Source organism: Sphingobium sp. (genome assembly GCF_032153725.1).
Taxonomy (GTDB): domain Bacteria; phylum Pseudomonadota; class Alphaproteobacteria; order Sphingomonadales; family Sphingomonadaceae; genus Sphingobium.
The window spans coordinates 24,548-48,490 of record NZ_JALDYQ010000033.1; the positions used below are offsets into that span (position 1 = coordinate 24,548).

Genomic DNA, 23,943 nt, shown 5'->3' on the forward strand with positions numbered 1-23,943 from the left:
ATGGCACGCCATGATCCTCATCGGGCGATTGTCGACCGGCGCGGTTTCATGGGGGCGGCAGCGGCGGGCGCGGCACTGGCGGCCGGCCCCGCCGCCACTCAGGTCCCCGCCACTCAGGGGATCGCTTCCGCCGCGCTCTCGCCCAAGGCAGGCAAGCCCGCGCCCAGCGATCCCGATGGCAGCGTCAGCGGCTTGCTCGCCCGCCATATCACCGGGGCCCGCTTCGCCGATCTGGACCCCGTCACGGTAGAGGCAGCGAAGCTGCGGCTCCTCGACCTTGTCGGTTGCGCCATTGGCGGCCTGCGGGGCGAAGGCTCCGCCGCCATGGCGCGCGTTGTCGCGGGAGGACAGGACGGCCCCGCCAGCGTGCTTGGCACCGGCCGCCGCAGCAGCGCGCGCGAAGCGGCCATGGCGAATGCCATATTGGCGCGCGCCTATGATTTCGAAGTGATGACCGTCGCGGTGGACGGGATGCTGATCCCGTCCCATCACGCGCCGACGACGGTGATGACCGCGCTGGCGCTGGCGGAACAGCAACATGCCAGCGGCGCCGACTTCCTGACCGCCCTGTCGGTCGGCGACGACCTGTCGGCCCGTACGCTGGCGGCGGCGGGGATCGACTTTAAGGATGGCTGGGACGGCGTGCCACTGCACGCGACCATGGGCGCGGCCGCCATCGCCTCCCGGCTTCTGGGCCTTGACGCGGGCGCGGCGCGCCACGCGCTCGGCATGGCGGTGGACCAGATCGGCGGCACGGTGCAAAGCATCTGGGACGGCGCCGCCGCATGGAAGATCCAGCAGGGCACGGCCGCTCGCAACGGCATCTTCGCGGCCGAGCTTGCGCGGGGTGGCTGGACCGGCATGGCCGACCCGCTGCTATCGCCGCGCGGCTTTTACGCCCAGTTTACGCCCGGCTGCGCGCGCCCGGCGCTGCTCGCGCAGGAACTGGGCCGCGTTTGGCATGGGGAGGTCTATTACAAGCCCTGGCCGTCTTGCGCGGCCAATCACCCGACCATCGAATGCGCGCTGACACTGCGCGACCGCGCCCGGCTGGACCCGGCCCGGATCGGATCAGTGCGCATCCTCGTCGCGCCATCCGTGCTGGACCTCTTCATCGCCAAGCCATGGGCGACCGGTCCATCGGCCCATTCGCAGGCCAATTTCAACATCCGCTTCGCCTGCGCCGCCGCGCTACTGCACGGCGCGCTGCGGCAGGAACATTATGAGCCAGCGGCGCTCACCGACCCGGCGCTCACCAGCCTGATCGCGCGCACCACTCTCGCGCCCCTGCCTCCGCGGGCGCGGGGCGTCATCGTGGAGGTGACGCTGGAAAATGGCCGAACCTTAAGCGAAGCGCTGCCCGGCCGCCCCCGCCATTATGCCGGGTCGACCCGCGCCGAGGTGGAAGCCAAGTTTCGCCAGCAGGTCGCCTTCGCCGGCAATGTTCCGGCTGCCCGCGCCGACCAGATCATGCGCCGCATCGCCTTGATCGAAAAGGAGCGCGACATGGCCGACTTCGTCCAGCTGCTCGCAGCCGCAACCCGCTTTCCTGGAGACTTGACATGACCCTAATCACCGCCACGCACGCGGACAGAGCGGCGCTTGAAGCCATCATCACCGCCTATCTCGACGCTCTGGTGGCCCATGATCCGGCGCGGCTGCCGCTCGCCTCCCACTGCCGCTTTACGGAGAATGGCGTGGCGATCCCTCTGGGGGAGGCATTGTGGACCACCATCGACCGGCTCGACCAGTATCGCGTCGACTATATCGACACAGAGGCGGGACAGGCCGCCAGCCATGTAGCTTTCATCGAAAACGGGCTTGCCGGCCTGATGGCGCTGCGGATCGCGGTCGTGGACGAGCAGATCACCGAGATCGAGACGATCCTCCACCGTGGCGCGCCCATGGCGCTCACCATGCCGCCGGTCGACCTGCTCTGGTTCGAGGCGGAGGAACCCGCCAGCCGACTCGACCGCGCCGCCCTCGCCACGGAGACGGAAAATTACCTCCGCGCCGTGTCCACCAGCGATGGCAGCAAGGTGAAGTTCAACAAGCAATCGGCACTGCGCCTTGAAAACGGCACGCTGATGGCGATCGGCCCCTATGACCGCTGGCCCATCCCCTTAAAACCGATCGAGGACGAGAACAGCTGGTTCTACGCCGTCCGCTCGACGCTGGGCATGGACCCGGCGGAACAGCTCAGCACCGGCATTTATTCCTTCATTACCAGCTACGACAATGCCCGCTTCCCGGTGATCGATGTAGAACGGCAGGTCGTATTCGGTGTCTGGAACTTCCGCCGCCGCGGCGATGTGAGGGGCGTGACGTTCAACGGCAAATATTATCCGCACATGGAACGCACCCAGTTCCCCAACGAAAATCTGCTGGGTCAGGCGTTCAAATATCGCGACGGCGCCATCACGCGGGTTCAGGGCGTGTTCCTCAACGCCAATGTCTATCGCGCGGGCACCGGCTGGGACGCCTGACGACCCGCGGCGCCCTTTCCCCAGATATATCGAGATTCACCTTTCATGTCGCAGACGACCGATTTTTTCGCACCCCAGGCCTTTGAAGCAGACGTCATCGACTGCCAGATCGAAGGGACCATACCGGCCGGGCTCAACGGCGCGTTCATTCGCGTGGGCGGCGACTGGGCCTATCCGCCCAAGCATCGCGACGACAGCCTGTTCAACCAGGACGGCTATGTCAGCCGCTTCCGCTTCCGCAACGGCCGCGTCGATTACAAGGGCCGCTGGATCGAGACGGAGCGCTATCGCAACAACCGCGCGGCGGGGCGGCAGCTCTATGGCTATTACCGCAATCCCCATGACTGCGAACCGCAGGTCGCACATGTCGACGAGCCGTGGCGCAACACCGTCGCCAACACCAGCGTGGAGGCCCATGCCGGACGCCTCTTCGCGCTGAAGGAAGATGCGCGGCCAGTGGAGATCGATCCGGTCACATTGGAAACGCGCGGATTCCACGATTTCGGTGGCGGCTATAACAGCCAGACCTTCACAGCCCACCCCAAGATCGATCCGCAAACGGGCGAGTTGCTGACCTTCGGCTATGAGGCGACCGGCCTCGCCACCGACGACCTCTTCTACTATGTCATCGACCGCAAGGGCGCGGTCAGCCGCGAAGTGCGGCTGAAGGTTCCCTATGTCAGCATGGTCCACGACTGGGCGATCACGCAGAGCCATGTCATTTTCCCCGTCTTCGGCTATGTGACCAGCGAGGAGCGGCTGCGCAGCGGCCAAATCCACTGGGCATGGGACAGCAATGCCCCCACCTGGTTCGGCATCCTCCCCCGCGATGGCGAGGCGAAGGATTTGCGCTGGTTCAAGGGGCCGAACCGCGCGATCGTCCACACCTTCAACGCCCGCACCGAAGGGGGCAAGGTGATATTGGAGGCGCCGATCTTCGACACGAACCCCTTCCCTTTCTTCCCCTTCGCCGACGGATCAAAATGGGACCCGGTCAAGAGCCAGTCCCTGATCCGCCGCCTCACCTTCGACCTCGCGTCGAAGGATGACGGCTATGTCGAGGAGATACTCTTCCCCGGCCTGCCCGTCATCGATCTGGGTCGCGTCGACGAGCGGTTCATGGGGCAGGACATGCGATATGCCTACACATCCTTCAACGACGGCAGCAAAGCGCTGGACCGCGACCGGGTCGGAACCGGCATCCGCCGCATCACCAACAGCTATGGCGTGTTCGACATGAAGGACCGGACCATGCGCTCCTTCTATGCGGGGCCGACTCATGCGCTTCAGGAAGTGACGTTCGTGCCGCGCCACGCCGATGCGGAGGAAGGCGACGGCTGGCTGATCGGAACGGCCAACAATTATGCGGACATGCGCACCGAACTGGTGGTGGTGGACGCCAGCCACCCGGAAGACGGGGCGCTGGGCCGCGTCATCCTGCCCTTCAGGTCGAATGTACAGGTGCATGGCCGCTGGTATAGCGACGAACAACTCAATTTCGGGCGAGAGGCATGAACAGGGTCGATACCGCACCGACGCACGCATCGGCGGTCGCCGATGGCAGCTGGACCCCCATATCCATCTACACGCTGGTGGTCGTCACCATCATCTATGCGCTCAACTTCCTCGACCGCACGATCCTGAGCATCGTCCTGCCGCTGATCAAGCAGGACCTGCATCTGTCCGACACGATGCTGGGCCTCATCACCGGTTTTGCCTTCGTGCTGCTCTATTCCGGCCTTGCCGTGCCAATAGCGCGGCTGGCCGACCGCTCCAACCGCCGCAACATACTGGCGGTGGGCTGCACCGCCTGGAGCCTGATGACGGTGGCGACCGGCATGGTCACCAATGTCGCCCAACTGGCCTTCACCCGCTTCCTCATGGGCGCGGGAGAGGCGGCGGGGATCGCACCGAGCACAGCGCTGCTGTCCGACCGCTTCACGTCCCGCAACCGGCCACTTGCCCTGTCGATCATGACGTCCGGATCGGGCATAGCGGCGCTGGTGATGTTGCCCGTCGCGGGGCTGATCGCGCAGCATCATGGCTGGCGCGTCACCTATTTCATCGCGGGCGCAGTTGGCCTGCTGATGGCGACGCTGCTGTTCCTGACCGTGCCCGAACCAGCGCGGCGGGGGGCGGTCGTGGTCCGCCTGCCGCTGGCTCAGATATGGGCGCATCTGCGTACCCGTCGCAGCTTCGGCTGGATCTGCTTCGCAGGCGCGCTGCTCGCCATCAACGCCTATGCCGTGCTCACCTGGACCCCGACCTTCCTGATGCGCGTCCATGGCTTCGACCCGGCTCAGGCCGGCGCCAGCTTCGGCCCGATCAAGGGCTTCGCCAATATTGCGGGCGTCATCTTCGGCGGCGCCATCACCAGCTGGGCCGCGCGCAAGGACAAGCGCTGGCTGCTCATCATCCCGGCCATCGGCGCGGCCATCGCCATGCCCGCCGAACTCATCTTCCTGCTGTCGGACAATCTGCCGCTGGCCTTCACCGGCCTTGCCGTCGCGTCCTTCGCCGGGGTGATTCATTTCGGGCCGGTCTATGCGGCACTGGCCGAAATCGTGCCCCCCTCCATGCGGGCGACCACCACCGCGCTGTTCCTGTTCTGCGTCAACATGGTGGGGCAGATCGTCGGCCCGCTGGCGATCGGCTGGCTGAACGACCGTTGGGCAGTGACCTACGGCGCCGACGCGATCCGTTACTCCATGATCTTGGGCGGGGCCTGCGCCTTCGTCGCCGCCTTCATCCTGGCATGGGCGGCCCGCCACATCCGCAGCGACATGACCCATGCAGGGGCACAGATATGAGCGAATTTGCAAAGCTCCACTCCATTGCGGACCGGTATCGGGCCGCCTATGTCGCGCACGATCCGGCCGCCGCGCCCATCTCTCCACGCATCCGCTTCAGTGAGAATAACGTCGCCCTCCCCTTCCCCGACGGCAGCTGGGACACGGTGGCGGAGGAGGTCGGGCCCGCCCTCACGCTGGTGGATGTGACGGGCGGAACGATCGGCATCTTCACCGCCATCCGCACGCTTGATGTGCCCGGTTTCCTTGCCGTCCGGCTGCGGGTAGAGGATGGCCTCATCACCGAAGCCGAACATATCCTCTCGACGCGCCGCAACCTGTCCGGTCCACCCACGCCGATCGGCGCGGTGGAGGATTTCGCGCATGATCCCGACCTGGTCGAACTGGTCGAAGTGGACCAGCGCATGACCCGCGCCGACCTCGTCTCCATCGCGAACGGCTACTGGTCGACGCTGGAAAACAACACCGGCGAAATCCGCGACACCGCCTTCTCGCCCGACTGCACCCGTTTCGAAAACGGCATGGCCTTCCCGGATGTGGAGCATCTCTTCCGCCTTGGCCGCTACCGTTTCAACGAACGGGTACGCGACCGGGATTTCATGGTGGTGGATGAGGAGCGCGGACTGGTGATGAGCCGCGCCTTCATCGACCATAAGGGCGTATTGGACAGCTACACCCTGACAGATGGCGCCGAAATGAAGTCGATCTTCCGCGAACCGCACAGCTGGAGCGTGCTGGAACTGTTCAAGATCAAGGCTGGCCGCATCACCGCGATCGAGGCCACTTTCATCGCCATCCCCTATTATATGCCCTCGCCCTGGACGCCGTCCACGCGCTGGCCCGCCTGACTTTACGGAGTTTTGATCCATGCCTTTCATCACCAGCAATGGTTGCCGTCTCCACGTCGTCGTGGAGGGGCCGGATGACGATGTGCCTGTCATGCTGTCCCACTATCTCGGCGGCAGGCTGGAGACATTCGACGGCCAGATGCCGCTGCTTGCCGGACGGCGCGTCATCCGCTTCGACACGCGCGGCCATGGCCTCAGCGAAGCGCCCGAGGGCGACTATTCGGTCGAGATGCTCGGCCGGGACGCGCTCGCAATCCTCGACGCGCTAGGGCTGGATCGGGTGGACTTCGTCGGCGTGTCGCAGGGCGGCATGACCGGCATGTGGCTGGCATCGCAGCACCCTGCCCGGATCGGCCGGCTGGTGCTGGCGAACACCACGCCTTTCATACCCAACAAGCCGGTCTGGGACGAACTGGCCGCCAAGGCGCGGTCAGAGGGCATGGCGGACATTGCGCATGCCACGATCAGCAGTTGGCTGAGCGATGGCTTCCGCTCGGCCCATCCTGATCGAGTGGCCGCGCTAGTCAACCATATGGCAGGCATGCCGATCTCCGGCTATGTCGGCAATACGCACGTGCTGCGCGACGTGGACCTGCGCGATGCACTGGCTCGGATCAAGGCCCCTACCCTCGTTATCGGGGGCGCCGAAGATGGTCCGCGCGGCGCATCGTTGCCAGTCATAACGGCGAGCGTCCAGAATGGCCGCAGCGCCATACTGCCCCAAGCCGCGCATCTGTCGCACATTGAAAATGCCCCAGCGTTCAACGCCGAATTGGCGCAGCATCTCGCTCTCTAGTTCTTTGTTATCGCATCGTTTCAAGCGCAAAATCGGTTCCCACTTTTGCGCCATCTGCCGGATCAGGTGCCAACCCGGCTCAACCGCAATAGGACTGCAACAGTTGGAGGAGCTTCACCTGCTCCTTCGCGCCCAGACGAGCCCTGATGCGGGCGCGAATTTCCTCATGTTTCTCCGCAAGCAACTCCGCGAACGCCTCACCCTCCGGCGTGAGGCGCAGATGCTTGACCCGGCGATCCTTGCTGCCCTCCACGCGCCGCACATAGCCGCGTGAAACAAGTCCATCGATATGGGGCACCAGATTGTTGGGCGTGATGTTGAGCAGCGCCGACAGGGCGGACGACTGACATTCGGGATTGCTCCTGATCGACATGATGATGGCATAATGCTGCGTCGTAATATTCAACGCAGAAAAAACCTCGGCAAACAATGTGTCCGCGACGCTAACCGCGCGCCGTAGCCAAAAACCGACAGCCTGATCCAGCTCATCCGCCAGATTAAGCTCCAATGCGTTCGCCAACGCGCGATCTTTGCTAGCGACCGATCGGTGCGATATCTTATCAGGCACTACACCCTCCACACCTCCGTCCTTCTGCGCAAATTTCATGTCATTACTATCTTCTGTCTCATTCATAACCTTCATAGGCGCGGTCACGCACCGGCGCAACGCACAGGAGCGAAGGGGTCAAGAATAGGGGGCTCGCAGCGCCACCGGCGACGCCATTGCCATATTGATGCCGGCTTGGATAGCTGAGCGCTTCCTCGAAGGTTTCGGTACGCAGTATCTGGAGAACGGGAGTAGGCATTCGGTGAGGGCCGCGGATCAGGCGGCTTCGCGTTGATCTTCGACGGTGCGCCAGTTCCAGGGCAGCAGTTCTTGGAGACGGTTTTGGGGATGTCGGCGATCCGCGCGAGGACGTCCGCGAGCTAGGCCTGCGGATCGATGTCGTTGAGCTTTGCCGTGCCGATAAGGCTCTCTGTCGTCGACATCAAACCGGAAATATACGCGACCAATCATCCCGAGGCACAACCCTCCTCCCGGTAGGCGGCCGGATTGGCGATCCAGCGATTGACGGCGGATTCGTGCCAGCCCGCGCCTGGAACCTGATCGGTATCTGCTTGGGGAACGTCCCCTCCGCGATCTTGCGATAAAGGGTGGAGCGGAAAAGCCCGGTGCGGGCCAGAACGGTCTTCATGCGGATGATACGATCAGGATTGTTCATGGGGCAGTTCTTTCAAGTTCATGCTGTTGCACACGCCCCAAAAGGTCAGCATCGGGCGGCTCCGCTCCCTCGGCAAGAGGGCTGAATGACTGACCGGCTGTAAGTGAGCAGATTGTCCTTGGCGAAGATCGTTTCCCTGCGATCCATCCCGGTCATCACTTCACGCTCGCCGGGAGGCGGAAAGGATCGTCGAGCAGTCGAGGCAGATCAAGTGCAACTCGTGGCGATCGATGAAAGGATCGACCGCGAACTCTGCATCCTCGTCATCCGGCACCAAATCCATAATGATGTATTCGGTATGGCGGACAAGCTTTCCCGCCCAGGGTCGCTTACGATTGTTCGAGCGACGCAGAATGTCTACGCGGTCGCGTCCGCAGGCTGGGCACCGCCAGTCGGGTGGCGCGGCCTGCCATAGATCGGAAGCGCCACCGCCATCATAGGCCGCAATTTCGGCTTCGATCGGCCGGATGACGGTGCGGGGCTTCTTGCGTTCCGCCGTCGCCACGCCGTCGCGTGATACTGAACGAGCCTCGAAGGCTTCGACATCCTTCAAGACCGTGGTGTGCTGCTCGGGACATTCGCGCAGAAACCAGTTGTGGAGATGGCGGTACATTCCCATCGGATTGCCCCCCAGAATAGATGGGGCTCGAGCGTCATCTCGCCGGCCAGCGTCATCGCGGCCAGTATTGCGATGAGGCCGAGCCTGCGCTCGAAATCGAGACGCGCTTCGGCGAAGATCGCGCGGGCGGCCTCAACGTCGATCTGATGCTCGGCGTTGGGACGCACGGTTATGAAGCGGCGAATCTCACTAGGCCGGAAACTGAAGCTCCGAGGGATTTCCCGCAGCTTCGCCTTCACAGCACCGTCGGCGCCGTTGCAGTCCAGGCAGACCGTGCACGGCTCGAAGCGGGCGACAAGCCTCGCGCCGAGTTTTTCGAGATGGGCTGTGTCTGGCGGGATGACGGCGCGCCATTGCGGCCCTAGCTTGGCATGCAGGATCGATTTGAAATGGTCGGTTAGATGGTCGTGATGGACATCTAGTGGTCCGATTCTGACATTTGATACCGTGCTATCCGGATGGCGGGACGCAAATGTCAAAATCAATCCACTAGGTCGATCTGACACAGAGTGATGCTCAGCAGCAACGCGATCCAAAGCGTGATGGCTACCAAGAATTTGGAAGGCGACTTTGACGCCGAACCGAACCGGCCATGATGTAAGGGGCCGTGACGGGGAGAAGGCTACTGCTTTTACAGCTAAGCCTTTTTCGTTTCGTGATTGGTGATACGATACGGCGCGGAGGGGGCGACTTGGCAAAAGAATTTGATCCGGGAAATCTTGTGATCGTCGGTGCTGGCTTCTCCTTCAGTGCCGGCCTTCCGCTCGCTGGTGGTTTCACCAAAGAACTGTTGAGTTTGGGACGCGTGGTCGCTGATGGCCCCAGCGCACGGCAAATCGCGTTCATTAAAAGCTTTGCTGACCAGGTTTTTGGCGAGGGCGCATCCCGCAACCCGGACGACTGGCCTGATCTCGAGGACATTTTCACGCTCGTCGATCTGTCCGCCAATACCGGCCATCATCTTGGTCCGCATTATTCAGCGGCCGATCTGCGCGTGGTTCGTCGTGCAATCATCGTGCGGATGATTCGGATGCTTTCTCAAGCGTATAAGCGCAGGCAGCGTTCGCCTGATGCCGGCTGGAGAGCGCTAGAGACATTCTTCGACGGATTCAGAGCCGATATCAGCGCGGTTCTGAGCATGAACTGGGACACGGTGTTCGAGCGTGGCATGGCACGCGCCCAAACGCTTCGGCGCGTGGACTATGGATGTCATGCGCGGGCTGTCATGTTCGATGGCAACAATCTGATCGATCGTCCGCTCGCAGGCGACACGCTGCACATTCTCAAGCCGCACGGATCGGTGAACTGGCTCTACTGCGATGCGTGTCGAGAAACCTTCTGGGTGCCGCCGAGCGATACCGATCAGGTGGCACAGACCCTGTTCCGTCGGCAGGACTGGGCGGTACTGCCGAAGCCAAAGTCCAAGCTTCCTGCGATCCGGACCCCTGCTTGCCCCCATTGCGATACGCAGAGCCTAGGCACGCGGTTTGCAACCTTCAGCTATCGCAAGGCGCTTGATTTTCCGATGCACTCGGCCAGTTGGCGAACGGCAGAGCAATATCTGAAGGGGGCCGCCGACTGGGTCTTTATCGGCTATTCGATGCCTGCAGCCGATTTCGAGTTCAAACATCTACTGAAGCGGGTCCAACTGACAGAGGGCGATCGGCCAAATATCACCGTTATTACCGGTGGCAGAGATGCTGACGTGACGATTGATCGCTACAAGAAGTTTTTCGGTGACGTGAAGGGCAAGCGCTTTTTCTTCAGAAACGGGCTGGACGCCAAAGCTCTTCTACATCTCAAGGATATCAAGGTGCTGCGGGCGTAGCGGGAAACGCGCTGCTAAATCCCGATGCCTTTGCTGGGCTGGCTAAGGATATCGGCTTCACAGGCTCCGTAGATGGAAAGGCGCACCGTCTGCACGTGAGGATGAAAATTTGCCCTCTGAATGGTAGGGGCGCGGTTCGCCGCTCCCTATTTCATGACGCTACCACCGGAAATGGGCGCGATCACCGACTGGTGGGATGCGGTTTGCCAGGTCAATGGCACCGCGTCCCGCTATGCCTGATCGTCTTTCTCAATAGACGTCCCTGACATAGCGCCGGTCCTATAGATTTTGTCGGCCTGATCGCGGGAGAAGGCTAGGCTCAGCCGGTCGAGATGGCCGCTCCGCCGCCAGCCGTCGATCTCGTCGCGATAGGAGAAATCGCTCGCCTCATGCTGCTCCCCGAAGAACAGCCAGTTGGAGCCACTCGCGCCATGGACCTGACGGTCGTGAAGGAAACCACGGAAAGGCGCGATGCCGGTGCCGGGGCCGACCATGATCATGGCGCGCGTCATATCGCTGGGTGGATGGAAATGGGTCGAGGGCTGGAGGAACAGGCCGGGCTGCTCCGCCGTCGTTTGATCCGCCATGAAGCCCGAACAAACCCCCTTGCGCCGCCGCCCATCGCAATCATAGGTCATGAACAGGATCAGCGCTGTCGAGGGTTCCCCCTGGGCCACGGCGCCCAGCACGCGTAACGCTTCGGACAGGGATGCGCCGCGCGCCATGTTCGATCGGAACGGTGAGGCTGATCAGCCCCTCCCGCCCCAGCGGGTCGAAATTGGCGCGGGGAAATTCCGCGCTCCGATCATAGCTTTCTGCCGTTTCCGCCAGCTGCCGGGTGATCCGATCCAGATGGTCGGCTCCGATCGGGACAGGGAGCGGGGCTTCGGGAGCAAGGGCCTGGCTGGCCATGATTTTCAACCTCTTTTCGGAATGGATGGATTGAAGCGCGCGTCCCAGAGGGGCCGCACATCGACCGCCCTGGGCAGCAGCTTCTGCGCGAAGAAGAGGTCCGCCACCTGCTGCTGCGAAGCGATGGCCGCATCGGTCACGGGGCGCAGCTCATAGCTGGCGCTCTTGCGCCGGAACTGGTCCACCACATGATCGCGGGGCACGCCGATATCCTGGGCGATGATGCCCGCCCATTCATCCTGGTTCGCCGCCGCCCAGCCATAGGCCTGCTGCACCAGCACCAGATACTCACCGATGATCTCCGCCAGTTCCGGATCGGCCAGCGCATCGACATGAGCGGACACCAGATAATTGCCCGACAATATGCCATGGGCGGTGCGCAGGATGCGGGCGCCCTCGGTCGCTATCGCGCGCTGGATCGGAAAGCCGTAAATCGCCCAGCCATCCAATGCCCCTTGTGAAAAGGCGGCCGCGCCATCTGACACGCCCATCGCGACGGGCGTAATGTCATCCCATCGCAGCCCGGCCTCCTCCAGCATCCGGATCAGGAAATAGTGCGACGTGGTGGCCCGCACATAGCCCACGCGCTTGCCCTTGAGATCGCCGATGGAAAGCGCCCTGGACCCCTTCGGCACCAACACCACCTGATTGTTGACGTCGCCATGAGCGACCGCAATCTGCCGGAAACTCTGGATCGTCGATGCTGCGGCGAAGATCGGCGGAATCTCGCTCATCCCGCCATAGTCGAGGGAGCCGCCGTTCAGCGCCTCCACCACCAGATGGCCTGACTGAAATTCGCTGTAGCCCAGATCGAAACCCTTGGGTGCAATCCCGGCCGCCCTGAACAGCAGCCGCGTATCGCCTTCCCCCTTGCCGGTGATCGCGACGCGCAGGCGAGGGCGGCCATGGCGACCGGCGCTGCATCCCGCCAACAACAGACCGGATGCCGCTCCGGCGCCCAGAAATCGACGCCGCGACCAGCTTTTAGCGGCCACCGGCACTTTCCTGCTTCGGCCCAGCCCGATCGAACAGGATCAGGTCGGGGTCACGCAGAAATTCACGCCGCGCTGCACGGCGCAGGCGGCTCCAGGATTCAACCAGGGAACGTAACAGCTTCATATTTGTCCTTCCGGCATCGGTTGGGCATTTATCTATTTCATCAGTAGAGATAAGTCCCACAAGCAATGCTGAGCGAACCATTAGAAATGCTTGAGAGCATCGTGCGCAAAAGCGAACCGGTTATGCGTCTGAAACGATGCGAAAACCAAAGCTGGAGCGCAGCGTGCTCAAAATCATGTGAGCACCGGAAGCGCGAAGATTGAAGCGAGTCATGCGCCTCGCTTCAACCATCTGCAGGCCGTCAGGGCTGAATCCCCACACACCCTAGCACCCGACCGACGATCCGCCGTCCACGACCAGACCAGCGCCGGTGATGAAGCTTGCCCTGTCTGACGCCAGGAAAAGGGCTGCCTCCGCAACTTCCCCGGGCTCAGCGATGCGGCCCATCGGGCACATATTCTCAAGCGCAGCCTTGACCTCTTCGCCGACCTCCATGACGTCCTGCCCCATGCTGGTCATCGTAATCCCTGGCAGAACGGCGTTCACCCGGATGCCCCTCCTATCCGCTGCGTGTCGTGATGAGTTTGATGGGCGTACCGGAAAGTGATGAAAAGGAGCTTCTCCGCCTGACTCTGGAACTGTTCGGGGTCATGGATCCGGAATTTTCGAGAGCGAAGGGAGGCAGCCAGACGTCGACCGAAGTCGCGCAAAACTTCATGGCGGAGATTTTTGGCTATTCCCAGGGCGTGCACGCCAACCGCGTCGCCCATCCCGGCGATGATATCGCGTGCCTGGGCCAGCATCTGGCGCGGCTCGAAATGCGTCTTCTGTTCGAGGAGATTCTGCCGCACATCCGGACGCTCGAACTGGCGGGGCCGATCCGTTCGATGTGCGGATTCCAGACAAGTGGTCCCAAGACGGTACCAATACGATTTGCAATGGCCTGATGACCTCATGGAGGGACGGCTCTTCATCGCCTCAGTCACCTCCCGAAAAGGCGACGGCGCAGCAGGCCCCAGCCCGCCGCGCCGTCATGATCGCCTTCCTCTCGCGCCCCTCCCCCCGGACGGGCGCGCAATGGAACGGTCAGTTCGCCTTGCTCAGATCGACCTTCTCGACCCATTCGGGATAGAAGGTCGGCTCCCGATTCGACCAGCCCACCGCGGTCGCCGCAGCCTCGCTGATCGACTGGAGCAGCGCCCGGCGCTTTTCCGGATGCAGATGCGGCAGGCTCGCCGCCGCGCAGAACGCGCCCGGCAACCAGGGCCGCGCCCCGGCCCCCAGCAACCGCTCGTACAAGAAGCGATAGGCCGAAAAGCTGCACAGCCGGTCCTGCCCCAGATCGAAGGCCGAAATCGTCACCAGCGGCGCCATGAACGGCTCCATCTGGTCCAGGCCGCTGTCATCGGGGACGCGCGCCTTGATCTCCTCAAGCCGCCCATAAATCCGTGCCTGCGCGCGGATGCTCGCTTCCTCCACCATGTCGCGCGACCACAGCTTCATGGCGTCGCGCCGGTGGAGGCCGATATCCAGCGATCTTCGGATATAACGCTGCGTAGCGGCCGGGAAACTGGCGAATTCACGCAATTCCGCCAGAGTGATGGCCCCGTCCGCTGGTCTTGCACTCGTGCCCATGCTCTTGCCCTCCGACTTCAAGTCGTAAGCAGAACATGCGCCCGATATGGTTACTGCAAGCTTAAGCGCCGGTTCCGCCCGACATGCATATGGAATCACTTTTCTTTGTGCAGCGCAACATGTAATTTCGGGAATGCGCCCAACAGAGCATCGCTTGAAACGATGCGATAACAAAAAAACCAGAGCGGCTCATCCACCCAGATGCGTCCGCAACGTCACGCCGATGGTGCGCGGCTCGCTCGGCGTGCCGACGATCAGCCCGCTATTCCCGGCCTGCACCGTCAGATTCTGCATATAGTCCCTATCGAACAGGTTGCGCGCGAACACCGCTACTTCCCAACGCGGCGTGCGATAACCGACGCTGCCGTTGACCAGCGTATAGCCCTTGATGATGGTATAGGCCGACCCCGTCGCATCCCCGAAAACCCGCGTCCGCGTCACGGCGTCGCCCCGCAGGAACAAGTCGCCCGAACCAAGCGGCACATGATATTCGCCCCCGGCGGAACCGACCCATTTCGGCAGGCCGGGCATCCCCTGCCCCGACAGATCGCACTGTGCCGTGCCCGTGCCGGTCCTCTCGATCGGACAGGGGCCCTTGGGATAGCTCGCATATTTCCCGTCCGCATAGGCTCCCGAAGCCCGCAACGTCAGCCGCGACCCGATTCGCGCCGCCGCGTCGAATTCGATGCCCTTCACCGTCACCTTGGGAATATTGGCGAGATAGCTGCGCAGCGCCACCGTGGCCGAACTGTCCACGATATTCGCCTGAAAATCCGTCACATCGATATGATAGGCGTCGATATTGAAAGTCAGCGCATCACCGAAGAACCGCGTCTTGAACCCCGCCTCCCAGGTCGTGTTCGTCTCCGGCCGCACCACAGCCGTGGTCAGCACCGCCTGGCCGGAGGCGTTGACCGGCAGGCCCGACATGTTGATCCCGCCCGACTTCTGCCCCTTGGCGAAGCTGACATAGGTCATGATCCCATCAGTCAGGTCATAGGCGACATTCGCCCGCCCCGAAGCACTGCCATCGCCATTATGCGCGCTATAGCTCTGCGCCCGCAGGATCGACTGCTGGTCCGCCAGCAATGCCGCCGTCGGCGCCACCCCGCCAAAAGTCCGCACGTCATAGACGCCGTCCTTTTCCTCATAGGTATAGCGAAGCCCACCCGTCACCGCGAGCCGCGCCACCGGCCGCCAGGTCACTTCCCCGAAAATCCCGAAACTCTCGCTGCGGAAATCGGTCCGCCCGTCGGTCTGATAGCCGTCGAGCAGGGAAGACGTCCGCGTCGCACTGGCCGGTAGCAACCAGTAAGTCGCCAACGGCCCATAAATGCTGATCGGCCGCCCCGTGATCTTCTGGTGGAAATAATAAAGCCCGGCCACATATTCGAGCCTGCCCGGCACGTTGGAGCCGATGCGGAATTCCTGACTATACTGGTCCTGCCGCGAGGGAATATGCTGCGTCGTCTGGATATGCAGCCCGGTATAGTCGCGATCGTTCGCCGCATCCCAGTTCCAGAAGCGCCACGCGCTGATGGAGGTCAGCGTCGTCCCGCCCAGCTTCCACTCGGCCGTCGCGGACGCCCCGCCCTCATCGGTGTCGACGCCCAGCGGCGCATCATTATCCGTCACCCGATCATAGGGATTGGTGCTCGGCGGCGCATAGGCCCCGCCCGGCGCATTGGCCGCCAGCGAAGCATAGCGCTGCGCCACCGGCTTCAGCGTCGGCGCCACCCGGACGAAAACCTGCGCGCAACAATTATTCCTGAAATTCGCCCAGTCGCCGATCAGCCGCAGCGAAAAATCCGGCGAAGGCTGAAACAGCAACTGCCCGCGAATGGCGTCATTATGAAGATTATTCTGATGCTCGCCCCGCGCGACATTCCACACATAGCCATCCTGCCGCGTCACCGATCCCGACAGCCGGAACGCCAACACATCGCCCGCGATCGGCCCCGTCACCGCAGCCTTGGCCTGCACGAAATCGCGGCTGCCATAGGAAAGCTCCGCCTCCGCCCCGAAATCGAAGCCGGGCTTCTTCGTGGTGAAGCTGATGGCGCCGGCCGTGCTGTTCTTGCCGAACAGCGTGCCCTGCGGCCCGCGCAGCACCTCCACCCGCTCGACATCGGCAAAGTCGAATGCCGCCGTCGCCGGCCGCGCATGATAGACCCCGTCGACATAGAAGCCCACGCCCGGCTCCAGCCCATCATTGGCCTGGCTCACCGCCACCACGCTCGACCCCAGGCCGCGAATGGTGAAGCTGGTGTTGCGCGGATTGGCCGAGCTGTAATTGAGCGCGGGCACCCATTGGCTCAGCTGGTTGGTGTTGACCGTATAGGTACGCGTCAGTTCATCGCCGCCCACGACGCTCAGCGAAGCGGGCACCTGCTGCGGGTCCTCCTCGCGCAGCCGCGCCGTGACGATGATCGCGCCCTCCGCCGCGCCTTCAGCGTCCGGCACTTGCGCCAGCGCAACCGCCGGAAACGCCACTGAAGCCAAAGCAGCCGCCAACACCCCATGTGAACCGAATTTCATGATGCCCCCCTTTGTCGTCGGGGGAAGCCCCTACACGGGCATCACATGATTCGCTATATATATTCGTATATAGCGAATTCGGCCAAAGCAGATGCCGGGCGCGTCCTTGTCAGGCCTGTGCCGGCAACGGCTCCAACCGCACCTCCGCCGCCAGATCGGGCCAGTGCGCCGCATCCGCAATGCCCGCCGCCGCCGCCTGCATCGCCCGGTAGCGCGCCAATATCCCGACGCCATAATCGGTCAGCCGCGCGCCTTCACTCGACGTCGCGACCAGCGGCATGGCCCAGCAGCGGTTCATCACATCCACCAGCATCCAGCACCGCCGATAACTCATCTTCAGCTTGCGCCCGGCCGCCGAGATCGACCCTTCGCCGGCGATCGCATCCAGCAGGTCGGCCTTGCCCGGCCCCATGGCGATTTCCTCGCCGCAATAAATCTGGATCTTGATCTTCAGCGCTGGCCCACTCATGCCGCCGCTTATGCCACGGCCAGCGCGACGGGCCAATGCATGACGCAAGATTGCGATATAAGGCTGGGCGGAAGTTAAAGCCCCTCCCCTGAAGGGGAGGGGAAGCGCAAACATCCCCCAATGCCCATCCAGCCACAACCCAATCCCTAGCCGGCACGGCGCTCCAGCACCGCGCCGATCATGCTGCGCCACACCGTCACGTCGCCCGCCTGCGCCATTTGCGCATCAGGCTCCCGCAACGTGTGCAGGATCGCATAGGCATCGTCGACATGATCCTTCCAGCTGGCATCGACTGCGCTCGCCGCATGCGGATCGCTGCCCCCGCCATTCAGGCTGAGCTGACGCCCCGCCAGCACGCGGGCAATGCGCTCGATCGCGGGAGTGGCGGAAGTCGGCATATGAAAAGGCTCCTCTCACCTGCGGAAGGCTGCTTCACGACCGCCTTCCGAACCGATCATATCACGATTTCCCGGCCCGTCTATCGCCGGTCCTTCTTATCCTCTCCCTCCGGAAAACCGGAAGACGGCACCGGATCGCCATGATCGCCGGGCGCCGTGGCCGCTGGCGGATCGGACGCGTCCATGCTGTCCTTCAGGCCTTCGTCCAGCTTCTCTTCGGGGGTCACCGCATGATCCTGCGCATCGGTGGGGCGCGTGTCGCCCGCTTCCTCGCGGCTGTTGGGGCGGATATCGGTCTTGTCGCTCATCATGCTCTCCTCGCGGGCGCGTTGGAGGCGCCTCACCGGATCAACGGGCGGCACGCGGCGCCGGTTCCCCCATCGACCAACGCATGGAACCCTTCGACCAGCTTCAGGGGTCAGGGGCGACAACCATTCCGCCTTGGCCTAGACTTCCCCCATGAACATGAAAAATGAAGACGGCGCGCCGGGCGTGCCGCCGACGGTCGCGCTCTATTCGATACTCGGCTTCTGGTTCTTCTACGCGATGCTGGTGACCCTGCGCGCCTCGGTCATGGGCTTCGAGGCGCAGGGCACCATGGCCGCCCGCCGCGCCGTGGTGACGGCGATCGGCATCGTCGTCACCTGGGTCCTCTATCTGTGCCTGCGCCGTTTCGACCGCAAGCCGCTGATCGCGCGCATCGTCGCCACCTTCACCCTGGCCGCGCCCTTCGCGCTGGCGACGGCGGCTGCCAATTTCTACGTCTTCAACATCTACGATCCGGCCTCGCTCTTCCCGGATTCCGACTATCAGAAATATGCCAATGAACAGGGTTTCGCCCTGATGCAGATCGTGGAGGACGCGATCAGCCGCTATTTCTTCCTCGCCGCCTGGGCCGGGCTGTACCTCGCCCTCTCCTATGCCAGCGAAGCCCATCGCGTCGAACGCCGGGCCGACCGGCTGGAACGCGCCGCCCAACAGGCCGAACTGCGATCATTGCGTTATCAGGTGAACCCGCACTTCCTGTTCAACACGCTGAATTCGCTTTCCTCGCTGGTCATGAAGGACCGCCGGGACGAAGCGGAACAGATGATCCTCTCCCTCTCCAATTTCTATCGCACCAGCCTGACCGGCGACCCGCTCGAAGACGTGTCGCTGGAGGAGGAGGTCCATCTCCAGAAGCTCTATCTGGACATCGAGGCCGTGCGTTTCCCCGATCGCCTCTCGACCTGCATCCGGATTCCCGCCGGGCTGCTGAATGCCTGCGTGCCGGGCCTCATCCTGCAACCCCTGGTCGAAAATGCGATCAAATATGGCGTGTCGCGCACCTCCAGCCCGGTGACCATCACCATCGCCGCGCGGGAGGAGGATGGCATGCTCCACCTCAGCGTCACCGACAATGGGGACAAGCCGCCCAGCAAGGCCGATGCGGGCAGCGGCATTGGACTTGCCAATGTGCGCGACCGCCTGACCGCCCGCTTCGGCGATCGGGGCCGGATCGATCACGGCCCCGGAACAGGGGGTGGATTCACCGTGAACCTCACTTTGCCGATCATCCGCCGGAGCTGCTGAATGACCATCCGCACCCTGATCGTCGACGACGAACCCCTCGCTGTCGAGCGCCTTCAGATGCTCTGCGCCCGCGAGCCGCGCATTGGGCTGGTCGGCACGGCAAGCGACGGCGAGGCCGCGCTGCGGCTGATAGAGGGGCTGGAGCCGGATCTGGTGATGCTGGACATCGCCATGCCGCTGCTGGACGGCATCGGCGTGGCGCGGGCGACCTCGCGCATGGGCATCTGCCCCGCCGTGATCTTCGTGACCGCCTTCGAAGGCTTCGCGGTCGAAGCCTTCGACCTGGCCGCCGTCGACTATCTGCTGAAGCCGGTCGCCCATGAACGCCTCTCCCGCGCGATCGACCGCGTCGAACAGGCGCTCGGCAATCGCGCCCCTCCCGCCTCTGTCCCCGGCACCGAAACCGAATGGGCCGAGGAATTCTGGGTGCCTCACCGCTCCGAACTGATCCGCATCGGCGCCGCCCAGATCGACCGGATCGAGGCGGAACGCGACTATATGCGCCTGCACGTCGGCCAGAACAGCTATTTGCTGCACCAGACGATCAGCTCGCTGGAAAACCGGCTGGACCCGCAACAATTCGTCCGGCTGCATCGATCCCATATCGTGCGCCGCGGCCATATCGCCCGGCTGCGCCATGACGGCAGCGGCGTCTGGTCCGCCTGCCTTCGCGACGACACGGAAATCCGGATCGGCCGCACCTATCTCGCCAACGCCCGCGCGCTGACCGGCCGCTAGGATATGCAACGTTAAATCGGGCGCAGGTCATCATTCCCCTTCCCCGGACGCGAAAAGGCCCGGTCGCCCGGGCCTCTCCTTCATCCGATTCCAGGCGGGTTTCAGTTCCCGGCGCCGACCGGCTTCTCCTTGCCCATATCGGCATAGCGTTCCCCGCTCTGCGCCTTGGCGATCGCCAGTTCCACCGAGCTGCGCACATGGGCGGCGGCGACCTGCTGGCACTTCCTGATCGCGGCGCTGCTGTCGCTGGTCGGGCACACTTTCTCGGCGGCGCGCTTGATCCGGGCATCCAACAGGCGCTGGTCGCCCTTCTTCGACAGGTCCAGGTCATGATAGCTGACCTCGACGCTCTTCCCGTTGGACTCGAATTCGATGGCCGAAGCGCTACCGGCCGCGCCCAGGGCGGCGATGGCGGCAAAGGCGGCGGCGAACTTGATGGCGGTCATGGCAATAGTCTCCTCAACGATCTGCTTTGGCAGGTCCGGCCCCACAGGGACCTGCGGCGGACCTGAAGCGAAGAGAAGAATGGGCCCCGAAAAGAAGATCGCCCCTGCTGTCTTCGCCCGACCGGTGTACGCGGGTTGCAAATGCGTCGCTTTTCGCTTTCGACCGGCGCCCCTCCGCATCGGCCAACGACGCGCCTCTCGACAAAGTGCAGTCAGGATGGGACGAACGACAATTTTACATTAAGAAAACAAGGCTTCCGTAGCGTAAAATGACAGTCTTCCCGCAGGCGGCGCATATGAAAAGCACCCCCGGCGCAAGGGACAGGCCGGGGGTGCATCCAGGAAGCTGTCGGGCTCTCCGGGATCTCTTTTTGAAACTGTCACGCGCGAAACGGCACTGGTTAGACGATCCGCGCCCTCTGATCCCGTGCCGCCCATCGCGATTTCGCCTGCATCATAGCGCCAGAGCCGACGAACCGTTTTTGCCATTCGATGATCCGTCGACCGATCGCGCCCGGCGGCATCCACCGGCGACGAACCGCAGCCCGTCATCGACAAACGACATCAGCGCCCCTGCGCCGCCAGCTGCGCCCGCAGATTGGCAAGCGTCGCGGCATTGACGGTCGGCCGCCCCGGCGCCTCCTTCCCCTCGCGCAGCCTCCTGCGCTCCTTCTCCGGCGGCTCGACCACCCGCACCCTGACCGGCGCATGTCCTACAGCCCTGATCCCCAGCTGCTCGGCCGCCCCCCGCGACAGGTCGATGATCCGCCCCCTCCCGGCAAAGGGACCCCGATCGTTCACCCGCACCAGGATGGTCCGCCCCGTCTCCAGCGACGTCACCTCCACATAGCTTGGCAGAGGCAGGGTCGCATGCGCCGCCGTCACGGCCCGGGGCATGAAGCGCTCTCCATTGGCGGTCCGGTTCCCGCTCTCATTCCCGTACCAGCTGGCATAGCCCAGATGATCATAGCCGGGATCGACCGCAGGCACATAGGTCACGCCCCGCACCGCATAGGGCTTTCCCACCCGCACCGGCACGTCGCTGACCGGCCGGTACGTCACGCCCCCGCCGCAGCCGGCCAGCGCCACCACGGCCGCCAGCAAGCCATATCGCATCCGAACCCAATTCCCGCTCATCCCCCGGCCCTAGCCCAGCCCCGCCATGGAGAAAAGCCGCCCCCCTATCCTTTCGCCGCCATCACCCTATCTACTCGCCCGAACCCTGTCTTGCCCTTGAAGAACAAATCTGGAACAACACGCCCCATGAGTCTCACCACCATTTCCGTGCGCGGCGCGCGCGAACATAATCTCAAGGGCGTGGACGTCGACCTTCCGCGCGAGAGCCTGATCGTCATCACGGGCCTCTCCGGCTCGGGCAAATCCAGCCTCGCCTTCGACACCATCTATGCCGAGGGCCAGCGCCGCTATGTCGAGTCCCTCTCCGCCTATGCCCGCCAGTTCCTGGAGATGATGCAGAAGCCCGACGTCGAACATATTGAGGGCCTTTCCCCCGCCATCTCCATCGAACAGAAGACGACGTCCAGAAACCCCCGCTCCACCGTCGCTACGGTGACGGAGATCTACGACTATATGCGCCTCCTCTGGGCGCGCGTCGGCATCCCCTACAGCCCGGCGACCGGCCTCCCCATCAGCGCCCAGACCGTCAGCCAGATGGTCGACCGCGTGATGCAACTGCCGGAGGGCACCCGCTTCTACCTGCTCGCCCCCGTGGTGCGCGGCCGCAAGGGCGAATATCGCAAGGAACTGGCCGAATGGCAGAAGGCCGGCTTCACCCGCGTCCGCATCGACGGCGAACTCTACGCGATCGAGGACGCCCCCGCCCTCGACAAGAAATACAAGCATGACATCGAAGTCGTGGTCGATCGCCTGGCCGTCACCGAAGACATGTCCACCCGCCTGGCCGACAGCTTCGAACAAGCCCTGAAACTGGCCGACGGCCTGGCCTATGTCGACCTGGCCGATGCCACGGTCGCCGACCTCACTTCCCCCCTCCCGCAAGCGGGAGGGGCCGGGGGTGGGCCTGCGCCAACGCCCGGCAAAATGAAGAACGCTGGCGTTCCGGAAAACCGCATCGTCTTCTCCGAAAAATTCGCCTGCCCCGTCAGCGGCTTCACGATTCCGGAGATCGAACCCCGCCTCTTCTCCTTCAACGCCCCGCAAGGCGCCTGCCCCGCCTGCGACGGCCTGGGCGAACGGCAGGAGTTCGACCCCGAACTCGTCGTCCCCAACGAAGCCCTGACCCTCAAAAAAGGCGCCATCGTCCCCTGGGCGAAATCCAACCCGCCCAGCCCCTATTACATGCAGGTCCTGGGCTCCCTCGCCAAGGAATTCGGCTTCTCCCTCGAAACCCCGTGGCAAGATCTCCCTGCGGAGGTCAAGATCATCATCCTCCACGGCACCGCCGGCAAACCCGTCACCCTGCGCTTCGTCGACGGCAAGAAAAGCTATGAGGTCAGGAAACCCTTCGAAGGCGTCATCGGCAACCTCAACCGCCGCCTCCTCCAGACGGACTCCGCCTGGATGCGCGAGGAACTGAGCAAATACCAAACCGCCATGCCCTGCGAGACATGCGACGGCGCCCGCCTCAAGCCCGAAGCCCGCGCGGTCAAGATCGCCGGGGAGGACATTTCCCTCTCCACCCGCCGCAGCGTCATCGACGCGCTCCGCTTCTTCCAGACCCTCCCCACCCACCTCAACGACCAGCAGAACCAGATCGCCAAGGCCATCCTCAAGGAAATCGTCGAACGCCTCGGCTTCCTCAACAATGTCGGCCTCGATTACCTGAACCTCGACCGTACCAGCGGCACCCTGTCCGGCGGCGAGTCCCAGCGCATCCGCCTCGCCAGCCAGATCGGCAGCGGCCTCTCCGGCGTCCTCTACGTCCTCGATGAACCATCGATCGGCCTGCACCAGCGCGACAATGACCGCCTGCTCATCACCTTGAAACGCCTGCGCGACCTGGGCAACACCGTCATCGTCGTGGAGCATGACGAGGACGCGATCCGCACCGCCGACTATATCGTCGACATGGGTCCGGGCGCAGGCGTCCACGGCGGCGAGATCGTGGCGCAAGGGTCCTTGAACGAACTGCTCGCCCACCGCGACAGCCTGACCGCGGATTACTTGAACGGCACCCGCCGCATCGAAGTCCCGCCCAAGCGCCGCAAGGGATCGGCCAAGAAGCTCACCGTCCACAACGCCCGCGCCAACAACCTGCAGAACGTCACTGCCAGCATCCCGCTCGGCACCTTCACCTGCATCACCGGCGTCTCGGGCTCAGGCAAGTCCAGCTTCACCATCGACACCCTCTACGCCGCGTCCGCCCGCACCCTCAACGGCGCCCGCATAGTCGCCGGTCCCCACGACAAGGTGACGGGCCTCGAACATTGCGACAAGGTGATCGACATCGACCAGTCGCCCATCGGCCGCACCCCCCGCTCCAACCCGGCGACTTACACGGGCGCCTTCACCAACATCCGCGACTGGTTCGCCGGCCTCCCGGAGAGCCAGGCGCGCGGCTACAAGCCCGGCCGTTTTTAGTTCAA

General features: G+C 63.6%; 24 protein-coding genes and 2 pseudogenes. 12 read left to right on the forward strand and 14 right to left on the reverse strand.

Annotated features, from left to right (window positions below; genetic code table 11):
- Genes RUH75_RS12340 through RUH75_RS12365 form a run of 6 tightly spaced genes read left to right on the forward strand, consistent with a single transcriptional unit; the run spans position 1 to position 6,940 of the window.
- A complete protein-coding gene (locus tag RUH75_RS12340; protein WP_313806288.1) occupies positions 1-1,566 on the forward strand; it encodes an MmgE/PrpD family protein in 1,566 nt (521 codons plus the stop codon).
- Complete coding sequence (locus RUH75_RS12345) at positions 1,563-2,486, forward strand: hypothetical protein (protein ID WP_313806290.1); 924 nt, start codon at positions 1,563-1,565, stop codon at positions 2,484-2,486. Before RUH75_RS12340 ends, RUH75_RS12345 begins: the two co-directional genes overlap by 4 nt.
- A 45-nt stretch (positions 2,487-2,531) precedes the next feature.
- Positions 2,532-4,001 carry a carotenoid oxygenase family protein gene (locus RUH75_RS12350; protein ID WP_313806293.1) on the forward strand — a complete coding sequence of 490 codons (1,470 nt, stop codon included), beginning with the start codon at positions 2,532-2,534 and terminating at the stop codon, positions 3,999-4,001.
- Positions 3,998-5,296, forward strand: coding sequence for an MFS transporter (locus RUH75_RS12355; protein WP_313806295.1), 1,299 nt, complete (start codon positions 3,998-4,000; stop codon positions 5,294-5,296). The genes RUH75_RS12350 and RUH75_RS12355 overlap by 4 nt, the downstream gene beginning before the upstream one ends.
- Positions 5,293-6,144 (forward strand): hypothetical protein, encoded by an 852-nt coding sequence (locus tag RUH75_RS12360; RefSeq protein ID WP_313806297.1) that lies wholly within the window; start codon positions 5,293-5,295, stop codon positions 6,142-6,144. The genes RUH75_RS12355 and RUH75_RS12360 overlap by 4 nt, the downstream gene beginning before the upstream one ends.
- A gap of 19 nt (positions 6,145-6,163) precedes the next feature.
- Positions 6,164-6,940: an alpha/beta hydrolase gene (locus RUH75_RS12365; protein WP_313806299.1), complete on the forward strand. Its 777-nt coding sequence runs from the start codon at positions 6,164-6,166 to the stop codon at positions 6,938-6,940.
- 79 nt (positions 6,941-7,019) lie between these two features.
- Here RUH75_RS12365 and RUH75_RS12370 read toward each other — a convergent pair whose 3' ends face one another.
- The 4 genes and pseudogenes from RUH75_RS12370 to RUH75_RS12385 form a co-directional block, all read right to left on the reverse strand.
- The gene (locus RUH75_RS12370; protein ID WP_313806301.1) at positions 7,020-7,595 is read right to left on the reverse strand and encodes a MarR family transcriptional regulator; all 576 of its coding nucleotides are present in this window, start codon (positions 7,593-7,595) and stop codon (positions 7,020-7,022) included.
- Complete coding sequence (locus RUH75_RS12375; protein ID WP_313806346.1) at positions 7,567-7,746, reverse strand: hypothetical protein; 180 nt, start codon at positions 7,744-7,746, stop codon at positions 7,567-7,569. Before RUH75_RS12375 ends, RUH75_RS12370 begins: the two co-directional genes overlap by 29 nt.
- 208 nt (positions 7,747-7,954) lie before the next feature.
- A pseudogene (locus RUH75_RS12380) lies at positions 7,955-8,163 on the reverse strand (helix-turn-helix transcriptional regulator).
- 160 nt (positions 8,164-8,323) lie between these two features.
- The gene (locus RUH75_RS12385) at positions 8,324-8,776 is read right to left on the reverse strand and encodes a hypothetical protein (RefSeq protein ID WP_313806303.1); all 453 of its coding nucleotides are present in this window, start codon (positions 8,774-8,776) and stop codon (positions 8,324-8,326) included.
- A 26-nt stretch (positions 8,777-8,802) separates the two neighbouring features.
- Between RUH75_RS12385 and RUH75_RS12390 the strand changes: the two genes are divergently transcribed.
- Together RUH75_RS12390 and RUH75_RS12395 are read left to right on the forward strand one after the other, a co-directional pair.
- Complete coding sequence (locus RUH75_RS12390; RefSeq protein ID WP_313806306.1) at positions 8,803-9,147, forward strand: hypothetical protein; 345 nt, start codon at positions 8,803-8,805, stop codon at positions 9,145-9,147.
- Between the two features lie 326 nt (positions 9,148-9,473).
- The gene (locus tag RUH75_RS12395; RefSeq protein WP_313806308.1) at positions 9,474-10,610 is read left to right on the forward strand and encodes a hypothetical protein; all 1,137 of its coding nucleotides are present in this window, start codon (positions 9,474-9,476) and stop codon (positions 10,608-10,610) included.
- 230 nt (positions 10,611-10,840) lie between these two features.
- Here the strand turns inward: RUH75_RS12395 and RUH75_RS12400 are convergent, their stop codons facing one another.
- From RUH75_RS12400 to RUH75_RS12410, 3 genes are all read right to left on the reverse strand, one after another.
- Positions 10,841-11,335 (reverse strand): hypothetical protein, encoded by a 495-nt coding sequence (locus tag RUH75_RS12400; protein WP_313806310.1) that lies wholly within the window; start codon positions 11,333-11,335, stop codon positions 10,841-10,843.
- A 192-nt stretch (positions 11,336-11,527) separates the two neighbouring features.
- A complete protein-coding gene (locus RUH75_RS12405; protein WP_313806312.1) occupies positions 11,528-12,517 on the reverse strand; it encodes an ABC transporter substrate-binding protein in 990 nt (329 codons plus the stop codon).
- Between the two features lie 388 nt (positions 12,518-12,905).
- The gene (locus tag RUH75_RS12410) at positions 12,906-13,133 is read right to left on the reverse strand and encodes an SDR family oxidoreductase (protein WP_313806343.1); all 228 of its coding nucleotides are present in this window, start codon (positions 13,131-13,133) and stop codon (positions 12,906-12,908) included.
- Positions 13,134-13,159: 26 nt separating this feature from the next.
- On the opposite strand from RUH75_RS12410, the gene RUH75_RS12415 reads away from it, so the two are divergent.
- The gene (locus RUH75_RS12415) at positions 13,160-13,528 is read left to right on the forward strand and encodes a hypothetical protein (RefSeq protein ID WP_313806314.1); all 369 of its coding nucleotides are present in this window, start codon (positions 13,160-13,162) and stop codon (positions 13,526-13,528) included.
- Positions 13,529-13,667: 139 nt separating this feature from the next.
- Here RUH75_RS12415 and RUH75_RS12420 read toward each other — a convergent pair whose 3' ends face one another.
- The 5 genes from RUH75_RS12420 to RUH75_RS12440 form a co-directional block, all read right to left on the reverse strand.
- Entirely contained in the window at positions 13,668-14,216 is a 549-nt protein-coding gene (locus RUH75_RS12420; protein WP_176596128.1) for a hypothetical protein, read from the reverse strand.
- Positions 14,217-14,405: 189 nt separating this feature from the next.
- Positions 14,406-16,754 (reverse strand): TonB-dependent receptor, encoded by a 2,349-nt coding sequence (locus RUH75_RS12425; RefSeq protein WP_313806316.1) that lies wholly within the window; start codon positions 16,752-16,754, stop codon positions 14,406-14,408.
- Between the two features lie 109 nt (positions 16,755-16,863).
- On the reverse strand, positions 16,864-17,223 hold the full coding sequence (locus RUH75_RS12430; RefSeq protein WP_313806318.1) for a LysR family transcriptional regulator: 360 nt from the start codon (positions 17,221-17,223) through the stop codon (positions 16,864-16,866).
- Positions 17,224-17,369: 146 nt separating this feature from the next.
- Positions 17,370-17,621: a hypothetical protein gene (locus RUH75_RS12435; protein ID WP_313806320.1), complete on the reverse strand. Its 252-nt coding sequence runs from the start codon at positions 17,619-17,621 to the stop codon at positions 17,370-17,372.
- 80 nt (positions 17,622-17,701) lie between these two features.
- Positions 17,702-17,929, reverse strand: coding sequence for a hypothetical protein (locus RUH75_RS12440; protein ID WP_313806323.1), 228 nt, complete (start codon positions 17,927-17,929; stop codon positions 17,702-17,704).
- Positions 17,930-18,080: 151 nt separating this feature from the next.
- Here RUH75_RS12440 and RUH75_RS12445 point away from each other — a divergent pair, with 151 nt between their 5' ends.
- Positions 18,081-19,193: a histidine kinase gene (locus tag RUH75_RS12445; RefSeq protein ID WP_313806325.1), complete on the forward strand. Its 1,113-nt coding sequence runs from the start codon at positions 18,081-18,083 to the stop codon at positions 19,191-19,193.
- A complete protein-coding gene (locus RUH75_RS12450; RefSeq protein WP_313806327.1) occupies positions 19,194-19,931 on the forward strand; it encodes a LytTR family DNA-binding domain-containing protein in 738 nt (245 codons plus the stop codon). It begins immediately after the preceding gene.
- 101 nt (positions 19,932-20,032) lie between these two features.
- Here the strand turns inward: RUH75_RS12450 and RUH75_RS12455 are convergent, their stop codons facing one another.
- Together RUH75_RS12455 and RUH75_RS12460 are read right to left on the reverse strand one after the other, a co-directional pair.
- Entirely contained in the window at positions 20,033-20,377 is a 345-nt protein-coding gene (locus tag RUH75_RS12455; RefSeq protein WP_313806329.1) for a UrcA family protein, read from the reverse strand.
- Between the two features lie 564 nt (positions 20,378-20,941).
- Complete coding sequence (locus RUH75_RS12460) at positions 20,942-21,514, reverse strand: septal ring lytic transglycosylase RlpA family protein (protein WP_313806331.1); 573 nt, start codon at positions 21,512-21,514, stop codon at positions 20,942-20,944.
- Between the two features lie 126 nt (positions 21,515-21,640).
- On the opposite strand from RUH75_RS12460, the pseudogene uvrA reads away from it, so the two are divergent.
- Positions 21,641-23,935, forward strand: a pseudogene (gene uvrA, locus RUH75_RS12465) (excinuclease ABC subunit UvrA); the annotation flags it as partial.
- Positions 23,936-23,943 lie beyond the last annotated feature (8 nt).